Source organism: Scytonema sp. PCC 10023 (assembly GCF_963920835.1).
Classification (GTDB): Bacteria; Cyanobacteriota; Cyanobacteriia; order Cyanobacteriales; family Nostocaceae; genus Kalymmatonema.
In genome coordinates this window covers 60,313-75,493 of record NZ_CAWUDP010000041.1, presented here as the reverse complement: position 1 = coordinate 75,493, position 15,181 = coordinate 60,313, and the positions used below count along the sequence as shown (strand labels likewise).

Below are 15,181 nucleotides of genomic sequence, written 5' to 3'. Positions count from 1 at the left end.
GTTCTCTTCAAACCAGAGCTTTTTAAAATTTATATGTCCTAAAATCCTCTGAAATAACATCTGAAAAAAGTTGGACATCAGCCTATACCATAGGTACTAAATTTCAAAAATATTGGCACTATAGTCTTGTGAGTGCTAAAGTTTTTCCCCATAAAAGAGTTAGCAGTAAAGTACGTTGAGTGCTAAAGTTTGTTCCGCGAAAATTAGCAGTGAAGTGCATTGAGTGCTAAAGTTTAGAGAGGTATTTATTTTAAATTATTAAAGATTTTCGTCGTAATAAAAGAGATGGATATTATTTTTAATAATTATTTCAAATTGGGTGCGACAAGTTTTAAAGGTGAAATAGCAGCTTTGTCTGCTGCCTGTTTGTGGGCTGGGGCATCGGTGATATATAGGCGCTTGGGGGAGCGTATCCCGCCATTGCAACTCAACTTGATAAAAGGGATAGTTGCGATCGCTTTCCTTTTGCTTACCATCTTCATCAAGGGTGAATTTTTTCCCAACATTTCACCACTTCCCCTGTGTCTGCTGGTTCTTAGCGGCGTTGTGGGCATTGGCTTAGGCGATACAGCCTTCTTGGCAGCTTTAAATTTTTTAGGCGCACGTCGTGCTTTGCTTATAGGAACCCTTGCGCCACCAATGACGGCAATATTAGCGCTCATTTTTCTCCAAGAGCAGTTAAACGCTAATGCTTGGTGTGGCATTTTGCTCACCATTTTGGGAGTTGCCTGGGTGGTGACAGAACGCACTCCCGATACAAATGATACTTCTACTCATACTTCTAGAATGCAGTTATGGCGGGGACTTGGCTTTGGTCTGATAAACGTAGTAACCAATGCTATAGGTACTGTTTTGGCTCGTGCAGCGTTGGCTAATACTGGTATTAGCCCTTTGTGGGCAGCTTTGTTGCGGTTAATTGCAGCCGTCTTGATTCTCCTTATATTGCTACCCTTGCGCAGGCAACAAGGTGACTTTCCGTTAAAAACATTACATTCACCCAAGGTAGTTCTAGCGGCTATCTTTGCTGCTTTTTGTGGGACTTATTTAGGAATTTGGTTGCAACAGACAGCGATTAAATTAACTGCTGCGGGAATTGCCTTAACTTTGTTGCAAACAAGCCCGTTATTTGTTATACCAATTTCTATAACGATAGGTGAAAAAATTAGTTTGAGGGCGATCGCTGGTGTAGTGATTGCGATCGCTGGAGTTGGATTGCTGTTTTACTTGCGGTAGCCAGAAGCACTTGAACTATGATTAAACTGTATTACAAAGAACTTAGCGGGACCGTGGAAGCCCCCTAAGAGCTTGCGATCGCTCTGATGAGATTGCTATTTTACCTCAGGTAGTCTTTCAGTATTGCAACCAGTCTAATCGTTCAACTAATTCCGCGAGATTCTCCATCCCTCTACAGGGTGGGTGAGGTTGCTAGGGAAAAGTTACTGGGTGAATGCCCCTAACTTTTCCAATCTCTTCTCCAATGAACGAACAAACTCTCTGAATACATCAGTCTGTGTTCTACCTGTTAGTTCACAGTACTTATGTACAATCTCCTTTTCTTGTTCAGTTATCCGAAAGTTCATCATTTCTTTACGTACAGCCATTATTATCTCCTGGTTATTGTGTAGCTATGTGCTATACAATATAGCAAAGGAGGTGATTAATTGGCTACTCAAACAATAACTGTCAGGAATAAGTTGATTTTGCAAAATAGCCAGCAACACGATGCAATAAACGAAACGCTCAAGCAATTCGCTTTTGCTTGTAACCAGATGCTTGCAGTTGCCAAAGCCGAGAATTGCTGGAATGCTGCCAAGCTCCAAAAGCTAACCTATTACGACATTAGAGCAATCACACAGTTAAAAGCTAATCACGTTTGCAATGCTGTGGTCGTGTTGTTAATGCTAGGTCATCTACAGGCAAGGTAAAGGAATTTAGAGCAACTAGCATTGCTTTGGATGTTCGCACCTTCATATACAAGGATGGCTTTGTGGGTATCACGCTAGTAGATAAGCGCCACTGGTTTGAGTGGAAGTTGTCCTATGAGCAAAAGAAGTTGCTAGAGGGTAAACATAATCGCTTTGCAACGTTGTCTCGTACCCGCAGTGGTCAGTACTTTCTGAATGTTGCTGTAGAGGTTGATTGTGAGAAACGTTATGTCTCGAAGAACAAAGCCATTGGTGTTGACCTTGGTAGACGCGCTATTGCGGCAATTTCCACTGGCGAATCTTGGGATGGCGAGCAGTTAAACAAGACGCGTGATAGATACGCTAAAGTTAGAGCAAATGTTCAGTCCCGGCGCTCTCGGTCTGGTCGCAGACTGCGCGCGAAGGCTAAGTGGACGTGAACGACGCTTTCAGCAGTGGGTAAACCACAACATTTCTAAATCGATTGTCGGCATCGCCAAAAAGGACAGTGCAATCATCAGTATGGAGAACTTGACCAATATCAGGCAGTCTTTGAATGCTAAGCCTCGTAACAGACAGGAACGTAGACGATCTAATAATTGGGCGTTCTATCAGCTACGGCTTTTCATTCAGTACAAAGCCAATATTGCTGGTATTCCAGTTGTGTTTGTACCACCAGCCTATACAAGCCAAGTTTGCAGCCACTGTCTACGTATCCATCCTGATCCTGCAAAGTCTTTTCGCAATGAAAAGCGCTTTGTGTGTGGGTATTGTGGCGCTGACTGCGATGCTGACTACAATGCTGCGCGAAACATCGCAGCGTACGGGGTGACTATAAACTCGCCCGAAGCACCAAAATTATCCTGTGGACTTGTTCCGCAGTTTGTTTTAGGGGCAAAACCCCACCAAGAGCCTTCAGGCAGGGTGGGGTAGTTTATACTTCTATGCTAAATATTACTCCAGAGACAGATAACCAAACGAAGATTCACCAAGTGATAACGGATGCTTTTGGTCAAACACAAGAAGCCGAACTTGTAGATAAAATCCGCAACTCCTCAAATTTTATACCTGAATTATCTCTTATAGCGCTAGAAAATGAGGATGTGCTGGGACACATTCTTTTCAGCCGCATTGTCATTGAAACACCAAAGAAAATTCCTGCACTAGCATTAGCACCATTAGCTGTTACACCAATGCACCAGCGCCAAGGTATTGGCACTCAGCTGGTGCAGGTGGGTTTATCAAGGTGTCGTGAATTAAATCATTCTATTGTTGTCGTTGTTGGCGATCCGCGTTATTACAAGCGTTTTGGTTTTCTGCATGCGAGTCAATTCGGCTTGCACTCATCGTTACCAATTCCTGATGAGGCATTTATGGTGTTAGAACTCAAACCGAGTGCTTTGATGAATATTAATGGGAACGTGTGTTATCCAGCTTACTTTAATGAGGTTTGAAACATTATTTTCCTAGTTATGATTCCTACTCCTGTTTCTTCCCTAAGTCACTATTGCTAAAATTGTTATCGCCAAAAAACACACTGCTTTTGTTCTTCAGAGAACTTTGTGGAAAGTAAATGCAAATCCTCTATAGGTAGAGAAGATTTACAATAAAAAGGAAATTTTGGTTGTCTGGAAGTGTAATCAAAAAATACTGAGAATCTATCGGAATCTACAGGTATTTTTCCCCGATGAAAGACACTACCAGTGCCTGCAATAACTACCGTGCCAGATGCTCCTGTACAGGATTTATAATTTGATTGGGATATTACCTGTTGCATAGTTTTGTCACTGATATAGCCGTATTTATATTTCAAAGAATCAGCTACTTTTACAGTGAGATACTTTGGAAGATATTGAAACGGACCTCGCTCATCATTTATATCATTTAAATAAATAATGACTTTGAACAATTTTCGGTCTTCCGAGTCCATATGCCACAACCTTGATTTTCTCTCTACTTGGTTGGCAAGATCTCTGCGAAAATAAGAGCCATGATAAGCTACAGGTAGACCAAGATAATTCTCAGCAATATTGAGTAAACGTTGTTCTAATCCCCAAAGAAAAATCTCTGGGTACTCCATCATTTGTTCATTAGTTGCATGAACAACAAATTCATTTTCATCGCCAGAAATTGCTTTGGGGATTTTTGGTATTAATTTTTTTGCAGCTTGCAGTAATTGTGGAGTCGAAGGAATCGAAAGTTCCTCTAATGAAGTAACAACAACTCCCTCAGTGTTAAGACTCTCGACTATAGCACGCTCAGTAGTTGAAAGAATAGGTAGATGGCTTTTATGTTTTTCTAATGCTGCTTCATATGCAAGCTCAGCAGGGTCTCGTATAAATGAAACTTCATAAAGGTTTTTTAATATTTTGTTACGCACCTGTGTCACAATAGTGTTCATCTTATTTGTAACCTGTTTGACTAATAGATTGAAAAATATTTTAAGTAAACCTACGGTTTTTGTCCAATGATTTGTTTTTATTTTGGCAAATTTTATATTGGCTTTACATAAAATCGGCTACAAAATAACTGGGCTTTACTCTTTCTGAATATTCAGCATAAAAACTTACTTGACTGGTGTTTATTTTGCCAAGAAAGCTTTATGAAACTCTATAAGGTACTTAATGGCAGATAGAGACAAGTTACCGACTATTCGTAGAAGCCGCAGTCTCACGTATTCGTTGTCGTGTAAACTTTGATTAAATCAGAACTTGTAAAGCGGCTTAGTTTCAGAATGTTTATAATACTAACTGGGTATCTGCTATCAAAGCGCTGTTCCAATTGAAGTTTTAGTAAGATGAAAAGACACTTGCTAACACTAAGTAAAATTTCGCGGTTAGAAAAGAAAATTGTTTATAGACTCAAAGAAATATTAGGCTGAGTTAGCCAGTACTTTTCAAGTAATAATCGATACAAGAAATAATTTGTGCCACAGATAGTTAGATAATTACACCAGCCACAGCCTATACTATCGCTTTGGAATAATAGATATGAGTATAAAGGAGTTACAGTGATGGTGCGCCTAATTATCAGCTTAATTCTGCTGGGACTATTAACTGCGTGTACCACGAGTGTTCTTGCACCAACTAGGCACTTAGTGGAAAAAGCAATTGCATTTGAATTAGAGAAAACTCAACAGCAACTCAGCCAACAGCTAGATTTGGATTTTCAGGGATTTGAAATCCATCGGTTATCAATTTCTCAGGAACAACCTCTGACAATTCAAAATCTACCCACATACCGCGTTCGTGGAACTTACGAACTCACGTTTAAGCTACCAAAACGACGGTTGACACAACCTCAAAAACCTTTTGAAGTTTACCTGCAACTTCAAAAAGAAGGTAAAACTTGGCGGTTACTGGTTCCTGAAGCTAGTGGCAAGGATTCTAAATCAGTTTGGCGCAGTTATTTCATTCGATAAATTATCAATTATGAATTATGAAATGAGAGTAGAGTATGACTCTTGCATAATTCATAATTTGTAATTTATCATTTGCCATTCTCTTCGCTTTCTGAGTGTGTAACTCTAAAAACCATCACAAGCATTTTTGCCTAAGTCCCAACCCCTCGCCAAGATTGAAGTGATATCTTCATAGGAGACAAGGCAAGATGTATTTTAACTTCTTCATTGGTTCCAGTCTGGGAATTATGATTTTGGTATTGCTGGCTTTTAGCGTGCTGCAATGGTTTCATATACCTACTGGCAACTTTCTGGATTGGGTGATTGGGGGCGCAAGTTTTTGGTGGTTGTTGGTGATTGTGACTGTACCTTGGAATATCCATTTTCAGGCGAAAGAAGTTTTAGCAGAAGGGGCGCAATCAACTGAAAAAGAAATTCCGGTGGATGAGAAACAACTGGAGTATGTTAAGGTTTTGGCAAGGCGATCGCTCTTTGTTGCTCTTGCCTTACACTTATTCTCAGCTATTGGTCTTTATACCCTCGCCGCTACTGGTATTAGTGCAGTTGGCTATGTCAGTTCTGGTGCTGCTTTGTTATTAACTGGATTACGTCCAGCCATTAGTGCTTATGAGTACTTATATGCACGGTTGGTTATGATTCGCCAAGAATGGAAGTACCCGCGTGAAGATGTTGTGGAACTTCGTTCGCGTTTCGACACTTTAGAAGCAACCGTTCAGCGCTTAGAAGAACAACTGAACCCAGAACAGCCCTATTCCTTAGCAGCCAACCAACAAACTTATTTAGAAGAAACACGCAAAGAATTAGCTCGTATTTCTGCGAATTTGGAAGAATTACGAGCTACAAATCAGACGGAACATGAACGTCTAGCAAGAGAAGCAAGAGGGGCGATCGCCCAGCTTTCTACCGACGGACAATTTCTCGATCATGTCCGTGAGATTATCAGGTTTTTTAAGACAGCATAGTTGAGAATCCAGAATTGCTGCAATTCCTGAGACAGAAACTTTTTGGTACACCTGATTCACAGCCTGCGCAAATCTTCAATGTGATTTCTATACAATGCCGCCACTGCATTGTATTTCTTGACACGTGATATGGTATGTTCACACTTGATACGATTGCGCGTAGCGCCCCTTGGCCAATCGCTACGCGGAAGCGGTGCGTAGGAATGGGTATAAAAAATTAAGAAGATGCCTGCGGTTAAAACAAGCATCCCCCAACAGAAGATGAGAGAAACACTACCAACTCACATTAACCGCTATGGATGTTTTTGACTGGAGTTTAACCCACCAGAGCTCTCGTTAATTGCAGACTTACCAAAAATATGAACGAAGTTGAGCAGCATTATCCTTAATCTTGAACATACTCAAACAGAATTTTTAGATATTTATCTAAAGATTTGTATGGTGTTTCTTTCCTCCACACGGCAGTTGAGCGGGCGTAGTATATGGGATGGTGGAGCCGCATAAACACAACTTGGGGATGAGGCAGTGCTTCTGCCTCGTTCGGCATGACTGCTATCCCTTGCCCTGCTGCCACAAGGGCAATCATGGAAGCGTGGCTATCGGCAAACAGGTGCAGATTTGGCATAAAGCCAGCGCAGCGGCAAGTGTCGCGGATGCGATCGTTTCGCCCGGGAAACTTTTCTTCAGACATCCCGATAAATTTTTCAGAGGCAAGGGAAGCTAGATTAATTGAGGATTCATTTGCCAGCGGATGTGTATCCGGTATCACAGCAGCAATAAGCACTTTCTTAACGCATTTGACTGTAAACTCTTCGTCTAACTCATCGGGTGGGTTGCCCATAAAGGCAATATCGATCGCGCCATCTCGCAATGCTCTAACTTGTTCACTAGGCGGCATCTCCTGCAAACGTACAGCAACTTCAGGATAGCTACGTCCAAAGCTGTGGAGGGTTTGACCAAGAAAAGTCTGGAGGATGGTTGGGATATAGCCAATTACCAAAGGCTTGTCTGTATTGGTGTAATGAGTCTTGAGGGTTTGCACAGCCACATGACTACGATTCAAAATATCTTTTGCTTGTTCGAGAAAAAATTTCCCCCCTTCTGTGAGTGTCAATCCATCAGATTGCCTGAGAAACAGCACAACACCCAGTTCATCTTCCAGGTTTTTGATTTGACGGCTTAACGCAGGTTGGGAAATATACAGCCGGACGGCAGCACGGCTAAAGTTGAGTTCTTCTGCAACGGTCACAAAATATCTAAGATGCCGTAATTCCATGAATTGATTAGGTATGCCTAAAAGTTATAGCTATCAGAATTATAAGGCATTGGACGTTTATATCTATGTTCTATTACCCTAAATTCTGTAAGTAGGTCGGTACAAATAAAGTTAACGAGTTTCGGCAGTCCGACGTCATTAGTCATTGGTCATTAGTAAGGGTTTTAGAGGCTTTTACATTTCTTAACATAGTTTGGTTTATTTCTACCTATCTACTTAATACCAATTCGTAATTCCTAATTAAGAAATTCAGATGTAGTCTGGGTTTTCAGATTTCCGTCTGTCGCCTTATTTGAAAAATTGGTATATAGCTATTTACCAAATAATAACCATTCTGGGTATTTTTAGATGACTCGCACTTAATTTAACGTGAGTTCGACGGAACTAAAAAACAGCAGGATGCAGGTAAGTCTTTCGAGTAAATGTCAAGTGAAGGTTTTTGAGGCAAATAGATGTAAGCAGCCAAGCCTGCTATCAAGTTGACCAGAAAGTTGAAAACACTACGATGGCGGTTCAATTTGACACAGGTTTTTCAGGTGGTCATTAACTGACGGGTTAAACTCTAGTTACTAAACTTCGTGAAGACATCAATTGCAGGTGCTATTATGTACGAACAAATTAAAAGTGAGTTGAAGAAAACGGAGAGTGCTCATACACAAGAAGAGCGTTTGCAACCAAAAACAATTGCCTCTCTCACAAAGGCGATCCTTGTTGCTGAACCAGCTAACACCCCTGCAACCGACATACCAGCCACAACAGAAGTCGTCGTAACCAGTCAAAAATCATGCCAGTCGCCTAACCATGAGATATACGAATCATAGCAATATATTCAAAGCCAACTTGAAAGAGGCAGATTTGACGGGAGCCAACCTCGATGAAGCCAAAATGAAAAACATTGAAAAACTTGTTGAATTTGCGCTCCAGTTAGTGGCTACAGAAACAGGGGTTTCACTTAACTATATTCAAAAGGTAATCCTGCGAAACTCTCTACTTGAAAACAAAAAAACTTACGCTAAACTTGCTCTTGAAAATAAGTATTCGGAAAGCTATATTAAGTTCTCAGTAGCGCCGAAACTATGGCAGTTGCTTTCAGTTGCGCTCGGTGAAAAAGTTAATAAGACCAATCTCGCGGCGCTGCTAGAACAGGGGTTAGAAAAATTCACTTCTTTTGATAATCCTCAGACGACCGACGAGACAACAGCAGCAATCCCAACAGCGGGCTTTCTTAGGGAACCTGTCCTTCTAGAATCTCCATCCGGACAGGTTCCGCTGGCTTCCTCTTTGTACATTGAGCGATCGACTATCGAACAAACCTGTTATCAAGAAATTCTCCAACCCCATGCGTTCATTCGCATCTTTGCACCTCGAAAGATGGGGAAGACTTCCTTAATCGCACGAATTCTGGATTATGGAAGCAGTCAGAATTACCACACAGTGCGACTGTGCTTATATCACGCTGGAACACAGGTGTTAGCTGAGAGCTCACGCTTCTTACGCTGGTTTTGTGCAAATGTCACACAGCAGTTGGGTTTGGAATCTAGATTAAATGACTACTGGGACGAGGATATGGGAGCTTTGATTAACAGCACCATTTATTTTCAGGGCTATCTCCTCAAGGAACTCTCTAACCCTATGGTTTTAGCACTAGATGGCGTAGACCAATTATTTGAGTACCCAGAAGTTGCTAGTGATTTTTTCGTCCTGTTGCGTTCCTGGTATGAGGAAACAAAAGACATTGCAGTTTGGCAGAAGTTACGAGTCGTGATGGCTCATGCAGTTGAAGTTTACATTCCGTTACCCACCCATCGCTCTCCGTTTAATGTGGGATTGGCGATCGAACTGCCGAGTTTTAACGAAGAACAGGTGCAGGATTTAGCCGAACGTCACGGACTTCAACTTACAAAGCGTGAACTTGAGCAGTTAATGAAGCTCACTGATGGTTTTCCGTATTTAATTCGACTGGCATTGTATCAAAGTGCCCGCTTGAAGATTCCTGTGCAAACGTTACTGCAAGATGCTATGAGGAATACTGGAATCTATCAACAACATCTTCAGTATCAGTTGTGGAACCTTCAACAGCATCCTAAATTAGCTGACGCCTTTGGGCAGGTTTTAACGGCTCCAATCGAGTTAGAAATTGAGGTGGCGTTTAAGTTAAAAAGTTTAGGATTGGTGCATATAATCGATGGTCAAGCTACTGTTAGCTGTGAGCTATATCGAGAGTACTTCCGCAATTATTTTTCTTAATTCTTGAGCAGCATGAATAAGCCCAGTACTCTCCTACCTTCCACATCAAAAACTTACTCAAAATAATAAGTATAAGCAAGTTTAAAAAAGTTTTTAGCTATTTAATTTAGCTCTAAAAAGCCACTCATCTTCTTCAGTAACTAGCTCGCAGCGATTGCCTGTTCGCGTTTGCAAAGCAGTCGCAGCCGAAGGCGAGAAAGTGTCTCGTTGGCGCAGCCTCTCCGACACGAGAAGAGAAGGGCAGCGCCTGCCGTAGGATGCCCGTAAGCGCAAAGCGTGCCGCAGGCATACGCGTAGCGTCTCCTTTAGGAGAAGGGCTGTAGGGCGATCGCAAAAGGGTGGTAATTGCTCGCTATCTTCTAAGTATGAAGGCTCTACTAAATCAGTGGGAACTGGTAACTGATTAGTGGTAGGTGTTAGTGGTGGATCTATTACGAATACTAACTCACTAGTTACTGATAACTGGTCGCTAGCCACTGTTTCACCTGTCCGGGAAAGCAAATATTGCTTGAGGACTAAAAACAGATTTTTTTTCGTCACTCTCTGTCCTAATGCTTTAGAAAGGGCTCGCCACAACTGGGAGCCAATATCCTTGATGTGAGCGATACTATAGGCACAATCGCGTGCCATCTGCTTATAACCGCGTCCGAGCCATGACTGACACAGGATTAAGCCCTCAAGGGAACTTAGTTGCCTAGAGAGCAGAGTTTGTACAGTGTCCAGAACTTCGCCAATATTCATGTAGTGATTCTATTTGAGTAGTATGTTGTACACAGGAAGGAACGCTCTAGATTCTTATGCACCCCAAACAAGCAGTTAATCCAATTCAGCTTTGATGCAGATAGCTCCAGGGCAGAACGACAAGGGCTGAATTGCTCTAAGCGTACATTCACCAAAAAACTTTACTATGTATTATTTCAGTTGTTTTGCTCAACGAGAAATAGATAAAGTTGGTATTTTTGTCTAAAATTATACCGCGTTGAGAGATTTATTTCACAACTAGTGACTTTTGTCAATCATGTAAATTAGTGATTATTGAAAAAGAACATACAGTTATTGGCTTTTTTAACAGTGAACAGTGAACAGTGAACAGTGACCAGTTAACAACTAGAAGCTCACGTTGGCTCCAAGAGGCGCGATGCTCTTAATTGTTCAAGGAAAATTGACTTGGTTTCAACAGGTGCGATCGCACCTTTAGACTTCTTCGGAAGTTGAATTAATGGAAACCCCATGACGGATCCGGCAGTTATTAGGGCGACTGTTCAAAACCCTCGGCATCTCTTGTTAGAGGCTATTTATAAAGTAAATCTAAAGGCAAGTCATTAGGTTGAATACTAAGTGCTGAAAAGACGTAATTTTTAACATCTATTGAAATTAAAGCTACTCTACGTTTAAAATAATTGACTTTAATAATCAACTTTATATGCCCCAATATAGGTATCAAGTCAGCGGTAGTTTAGCGATTGATGCACCAAGTTACGTAGAGCGGCTTGCCGACTCGCAACTGTATCAAGCCCTTCAGCGAGGAGACTTCTGCTATGTCCTCAACTCCCGGCAAATGGGCAAATCCTCACTGCTGGTACGAACCAAGCATCGCCTCCAGCAAGAGGGCTTTCACTGCGCTGCTGTGGATTTGAGTGCGGTGGGGAGCGAACAAATTACTCCACTGCAATGGTACAAGGGATTTGTAGGTGATTTATGGCGACAGTTGGGGCTACTGGAAACCTTGAACCTGAAAAGTTGGTGGCTTGAACGCAACGATCTCGGTTTACTGCAACGGCTGCGGTGGTTTATTGAGGAATTGCTACTGGTGCAGTTTCCCCAACAACGGTTGTTTATCTTTGTCGATGAAATCGACAGTCTGCTGGGGCTTAACTTTTCGATTGATGACTTTTTTGCCTTTATTCGCTTCTGCTATAACCAACGGGCAATCAACCCAGAATATCAACGCATTACCTTTGCGATTTTTGGAGTAGCAACTCCCTCGGATCTGATTCGAGACAGAACGAAGACACCGTTCAATATTGGGCAAGCAATAGAACTCAAAGGGTTTGAGTGGGAGGAAGTGACTCCTTTAATTCAAGGGTTGGAAAAGACGGTGGATGCGCCTGCATCGGTTGTGAAGGCGATTTTAGACTGGACGGGTGGACAACCGTTTCTCACTCAAAAGTTGTGTCATTTAATCGTGCAATTGAGTCACGGGACAATCAGGCACGATGGTAATGGTTGCATTCCACCAGGTACGGAATCGTTCTTTCTTGAGAACTTGGTCAAAACCCGCATAATTTCGCGTTGGGAATCGCAGGATGAACCGGAACACCTGAGAACTATACGCGATCGCATTGAACGTAACGGTCAGCGGGCTGGTAGAATTCTAGGCATTTATCAACAAATTTTGCAAGGAATTGAAATAAAAAGTGATGATAGTCGAGAACAGATAGAATTGTTACTCAGTGGCTTAGTCGTTAGACATTCGGGAATCCTTAAGGTAAAAAATCGCATCTATCAAGAAGTATTTAATCTTGAATGGGTTGAAAAAAGATTAGCAGCTTTGCGTCCTTACTCGCAGACGTTTGATGCTTGGGTCGTTTCAGGGCAAAAAGATGAATCGCGATTGTTGCGCGGACAAGCGCTCAAAGATGCCCAAGTTTGGGCGCAGGGGAAAAGTTTGAGTGATTTGGACTATCAATTTTTAGCCGCTTCTGGCGAATTGGATAGGCTGGAAATGCAGCAAGCTTTAGAAGCAGAACGGCTTAAAGAAGTGGAAGCGCGACTGGCAGAGGAACAAAAAAGATTAGCACTAGAGAAAAAAAGTTCTAGGCGGCAAAGGTTTTTGCTTTTTGTAGAAAGTATGACATTAATTCTAGCCTGTGCATTGGGGCTAGAGGCTTATGCTCAGTATCGGCAAACTGCTGTCAGCGAGATTAAAGCGATCGCTAAATCTTCCGAAGCGCTATTCGCCTCAAATCAAAAGTTAGATGCACTAGTACAAGCTATCACAGCAAAGCGACGATTGAACCAGTTGGGTGTTGCAGACGCAAATATCCAGCACTCAGTTAAGGAGGCTCTCCATCAGGCTGTTTATGGAGCGGTTGACTATAACCAGTTATCCGGGCATAATAATGTGGTTAATGATGTAACTTTCAGCCCTGATGGCGAACTCATTGCCTCAGCTTCTGCCGACAAAACCATCGATCTTTGGAAAAAAGACGGTACAAAGCTGCTCACGCTTCAAGGGCACAACAATACGGTTTGGGGAGTTGTATTTAGCCCGAGAGGGGATCTCATTGCTTCTGGTTCTGGGGATAACACAGTTAAACTTTGGCGCAAAACGAATACAAAATTACCAAACGAAGAGCCGAGCTATACCTTGTGGCACACTTTAAAAGGACATACCAATGACATTGTACAAGTAGCGATCGCTCCTAACAATCAGATTATTGCTTCCGCTTCTAAAGATAAAACAATTAAACTCTGGAGTGCAGACGGCAAACTGCTCTTCACTCTCACCGGACATCAAGATGAAGTTGACAGCGTTGCCTTTAGCCCTGACAGTCAAATTATTGCATCTGCTTCTAAAGATAAAACCATCAAACTCTGGAGTACAGACGGTAAACTGCTCTTCACCCTCACCGGACATACGGACAGAGTTAAGAACGTTGCCTTCAGCCCCCAAGGAAATCTCATTGCCTCGGCAAGTTGGGATAAAACCGTCAAACTTTGGCAGCTTGACGGCACGTTAGTCCAAACCCTAACTGGACACAGCGATGCAGTAAGCAAAATCGCTTTTAACCCGAATGGTCGTTTGCTCGCCTCGGCAAGTCTAGACAGAACAGTCAAACTTTGGCAGCTTGACGGGACTGTGGTAAAAACCCTGCCAGTCGCCAAGGATACCGTCTCTGGAGTGGCTTGGAGTCCTGACGGACAAATGCTCGCCTCATCGAGTTGGGATGGCCCGATCATCCTCTGGAAGCTTGATGAGAGTTTGCTCAAGACTCTTAACGGACATCAAGCATCAATTTACACCATAAAATTTAGTCCTGATGGTAAGACAATTGCCACCGCCAGTCGTGATAATACCGTTAAACTGTGGCGGCTTGATGGTAGCTTAATTCGCACTTTCCCCAAACAAGCCGATAAAGTTTTCGGAGTAGATTTCAGCCCAACTGGGGACACCATTGCTACAGGCGGTTATGACAGCACAGTCCGGTTGTGGCGACCTGACGGAACCTTACTCCAGACTTTCACCGGACATAAGGGCAGAGTCTTCGCCGTTGATTTCCATCCAGATGGGCAGTCGATTGCCTCGGCGGGTGAGGACAGAACCGTCAAAGTCTGGAAGATTGACGGCACTGAATTGGCAACTCTCAAAGGGCATACCGATCACATTAACGGAGTTGCCTTTAGCCCTGACGGACAGCTCATTGCCTCAGCTAGCGTGGACGGCACCGTCAAACTCTGGCAGTGGGATGGTGCCATCGCACCTGGAAAGCCCAGCTACAAGCTTCTACACACGTTAACAAGCCATCGCCGTCAGGTGGCTGGAGTTGCCTTTAGCCCTGATGGCAAGACCCTCGCTTCAGCAGGTATGGATAGCATGGTGAGACTTTGGCGGCGCGACGGTACAGAAATCAGAGCTTTTAAGGGACACAAAAATGGGGTGTTCGGAGTTGCCTTTAGCCCGCATGGCAAGACGATTGCCTCAGCCAGTTTCGACGGCACAGTCAAACTTTGGAGATACGACGGTCAAGAGATTGAAACCTTAAAGGGACATAGCGATGGGGTGTTTGGAGTTGCCTTTAGCCCTGATGGGAAGTTAATCGCCTCAGCCAGTCAGGATAAAACCGCCATTTTGTGGAATTTACAGCGAATTTTCCAGCTCGATTTCCTCCAGTATGGTTGCAATTGGGTGCGGGATTATCTGCGGACGAATGCCAACGTGAAGGAGGAGGACAGACAGTTGTGCCCCTGAATTAGCGAATTTGGAGTTAGAGAGTTTTGAGTTCATAAACTTGTCAGGTGCTGTTAGGCATCCGGCTGGAGAATCAACACTGCTCAGAATCCCTCAGATTTATTTCACTAGTCAAAAAACATCATACCTTTACTAGTTTTCCTACTTTTGCTACTTTTCCTACTTTGACGATAGGGTATGTGAAAAGATTTGAGAATGCGATAAGCCGGAGGCTTGACGCTCCGCGTATCGCGCATTAATTGAAGGTCTTTCTCAAACAAATGATTCCTCTTGCACGTAGTCATGGTTTTGACATACATATTTCCAGGTGCAAGATGTAAGGTAAATTGCTTGAAACAATATTAACTTTATATATTGACAAAAATACCGCACTTGTCAATTTATTAAAGAGCAATGCAA

General features: G+C 42.7%; 14 protein-coding genes and 1 pseudogene. 10 read left to right on the top strand and 5 right to left on the bottom strand.

Going from position 1 to position 15,181, the window contains the following annotated elements:
- The first annotated feature begins 285 nt into the window (after positions 1 to 285).
- Positions 286 to 1,233: a DMT family transporter gene (locus ACM0OZ_RS23970; RefSeq protein ID WP_414585320.1), complete on the top strand. Its 948-nt coding sequence runs from the start codon at positions 286 to 288 to the stop codon at positions 1,231 to 1,233.
- Between the two features lie 203 nt (positions 1,234 to 1,436).
- Here ACM0OZ_RS23970 and ACM0OZ_RS23965 read toward each other — a convergent pair whose 3' ends face one another.
- Entirely contained in the window at positions 1,437 to 1,601 is a 165-nt protein-coding gene (locus ACM0OZ_RS23965) for a hypothetical protein (RefSeq protein ID WP_414585319.1), read from the bottom strand.
- A gap of 60 nt (positions 1,602 to 1,661) precedes the next feature.
- Between ACM0OZ_RS23965 and ACM0OZ_RS23960 the strand changes: the two genes are divergently transcribed.
- From ACM0OZ_RS23960 to ACM0OZ_RS23945, 4 genes are all read left to right on the top strand, one after another.
- The gene (locus ACM0OZ_RS23960; RefSeq protein WP_414585318.1) at positions 1,662 to 1,925 is read left to right on the top strand and encodes a hypothetical protein; all 264 of its coding nucleotides are present in this window, start codon (positions 1,662 to 1,664) and stop codon (positions 1,923 to 1,925) included.
- Positions 1,926 to 1,987: 62 nt separating this feature from the next.
- A complete protein-coding gene (locus tag ACM0OZ_RS23955) occupies positions 1,988 to 2,344 on the top strand; it encodes a transposase (protein WP_414585317.1) in 357 nt (118 codons plus the stop codon).
- The gene (locus ACM0OZ_RS23950) at positions 2,283 to 2,837 is read left to right on the top strand and encodes an RNA-guided endonuclease TnpB family protein (RefSeq protein ID WP_414585316.1); all 555 of its coding nucleotides are present in this window, start codon (positions 2,283 to 2,285) and stop codon (positions 2,835 to 2,837) included. Before ACM0OZ_RS23955 ends, ACM0OZ_RS23950 begins: the two co-directional genes overlap by 62 nt.
- Positions 2,838 to 2,848: 11 nt before the next feature.
- Entirely contained in the window at positions 2,849 to 3,358 is a 510-nt protein-coding gene (locus tag ACM0OZ_RS23945; protein ID WP_414585315.1) for a GNAT family N-acetyltransferase, read from the top strand.
- Between the two features lie 65 nt (positions 3,359 to 3,423).
- Here ACM0OZ_RS23945 and ACM0OZ_RS23940 read toward each other — a convergent pair whose 3' ends face one another.
- On the bottom strand, positions 3,424 to 4,305 hold the full coding sequence (locus ACM0OZ_RS23940; protein WP_414585314.1) for a 2OG-Fe(II) oxygenase: 882 nt from the start codon (positions 4,303 to 4,305) through the stop codon (positions 3,424 to 3,426).
- Between the two features lie 612 nt (positions 4,306 to 4,917).
- Here ACM0OZ_RS23940 and ACM0OZ_RS23935 point away from each other — a divergent pair.
- Positions 4,918 to 5,325, top strand: coding sequence for a hypothetical protein (locus ACM0OZ_RS23935; RefSeq protein ID WP_414585313.1), 408 nt, complete (start codon positions 4,918 to 4,920; stop codon positions 5,323 to 5,325).
- 188 nt (positions 5,326 to 5,513) lie between these two features.
- Entirely contained in the window at positions 5,514 to 6,287 is a 774-nt protein-coding gene (locus tag ACM0OZ_RS23930; protein WP_414585312.1) for a hypothetical protein, read from the top strand.
- A 385-nt stretch (positions 6,288 to 6,672) separates the two neighbouring features.
- Here the strand turns inward: ACM0OZ_RS23930 and ACM0OZ_RS23925 are convergent, their stop codons facing one another.
- Both ACM0OZ_RS23925 and ACM0OZ_RS23920 read right to left on the bottom strand, forming a co-directional pair.
- Entirely contained in the window at positions 6,673 to 7,563 is an 891-nt protein-coding gene (locus ACM0OZ_RS23925; protein WP_414585311.1) for a LysR family transcriptional regulator, read from the bottom strand.
- Between the two features lie 364 nt (positions 7,564 to 7,927).
- Positions 7,928 to 8,114: pseudogene (locus ACM0OZ_RS23920) on the bottom strand (hypothetical protein); the annotation flags it as partial.
- A gap of 54 nt (positions 8,115 to 8,168) precedes the next feature.
- Between ACM0OZ_RS23920 and ACM0OZ_RS23915 the strand changes: the two are divergent.
- Together ACM0OZ_RS23915 and ACM0OZ_RS23910 are read left to right on the top strand one after the other, a co-directional pair.
- Positions 8,169 to 8,384 carry a hypothetical protein gene (locus tag ACM0OZ_RS23915; RefSeq protein ID WP_414585310.1) on the top strand — a complete coding sequence of 72 codons (216 nt, stop codon included), beginning with the start codon at positions 8,169 to 8,171 and terminating at the stop codon, positions 8,382 to 8,384.
- Positions 8,365 to 9,810 carry an AAA-like domain-containing protein gene (locus ACM0OZ_RS23910; protein WP_414585309.1) on the top strand — a complete coding sequence of 482 codons (1,446 nt, stop codon included), beginning with the start codon at positions 8,365 to 8,367 and terminating at the stop codon, positions 9,808 to 9,810. Before ACM0OZ_RS23915 ends, ACM0OZ_RS23910 begins: the two co-directional genes overlap by 20 nt.
- A gap of 93 nt (positions 9,811 to 9,903) precedes the next feature.
- Here the strand turns inward: ACM0OZ_RS23910 and ACM0OZ_RS23905 are convergent, their stop codons facing one another.
- Complete coding sequence (locus ACM0OZ_RS23905) at positions 9,904 to 10,551, bottom strand: hypothetical protein (protein WP_414585308.1); 648 nt, start codon at positions 10,549 to 10,551, stop codon at positions 9,904 to 9,906.
- Between the two features lie 682 nt (positions 10,552 to 11,233).
- Here ACM0OZ_RS23905 and ACM0OZ_RS23900 point away from each other — a divergent pair.
- Positions 11,234 to 14,782 (top strand): AAA-like domain-containing protein, encoded by a 3,549-nt coding sequence (locus tag ACM0OZ_RS23900; protein ID WP_414585307.1) that lies wholly within the window; start codon positions 11,234 to 11,236, stop codon positions 14,780 to 14,782.
- Positions 14,783 to 15,181 lie beyond the last annotated feature (399 nt).

Excerpts from the sequence above, each read along its gene's own strand:
- ACM0OZ_RS23915 (WP_414585310.1), top strand. The coding sequence starts at position 8,169 with ATGTACGAACAAATTAAAAGTGAGTTGAAGAAAACGGAGAGTGCTCAT.
- ACM0OZ_RS23970 (WP_414585320.1), top strand. The coding sequence starts at position 286 with ATGGATATTATTTTTAATAATTATTTCAAATTGGGTGCGACAAGTTTT.
- ACM0OZ_RS23905 (WP_414585308.1), bottom strand. The coding sequence starts at position 10,551 with ATGAATATTGGCGAAGTTCTGGACACTGTACAAACTCTGCTCTCTAGG.
- ACM0OZ_RS23940 (WP_414585314.1), bottom strand. The coding sequence starts at position 4,305 with ATGAACACTATTGTGACACAGGTGCGTAACAAAATATTAAAAAACCTT.
- ACM0OZ_RS23950 (WP_414585316.1), top strand. The coding sequence starts at position 2,283 with ATGTTCAGTCCCGGCGCTCTCGGTCTGGTCGCAGACTGCGCGCGAAGG.
- ACM0OZ_RS23935 (WP_414585313.1), top strand. The coding sequence starts at position 4,918 with ATGGTGCGCCTAATTATCAGCTTAATTCTGCTGGGACTATTAACTGCG.
- ACM0OZ_RS23900 (WP_414585307.1), top strand. The coding sequence starts at position 11,234 with ATGCCCCAATATAGGTATCAAGTCAGCGGTAGTTTAGCGATTGATGCA.
- ACM0OZ_RS23965 (WP_414585319.1), bottom strand. The coding sequence starts at position 1,601 with ATGGCTGTACGTAAAGAAATGATGAACTTTCGGATAACTGAACAAGAA.
- ACM0OZ_RS23910 (WP_414585309.1), top strand. The coding sequence starts at position 8,365 with ATGAGATATACGAATCATAGCAATATATTCAAAGCCAACTTGAAAGAG.
- ACM0OZ_RS23925 (WP_414585311.1), bottom strand. The coding sequence starts at position 7,563 with ATGGAATTACGGCATCTTAGATATTTTGTGACCGTTGCAGAAGAACTC.
- ACM0OZ_RS23945 (WP_414585315.1), top strand. The coding sequence starts at position 2,849 with ATGCTAAATATTACTCCAGAGACAGATAACCAAACGAAGATTCACCAA.
- ACM0OZ_RS23930 (WP_414585312.1), top strand. The coding sequence starts at position 5,514 with ATGTATTTTAACTTCTTCATTGGTTCCAGTCTGGGAATTATGATTTTG.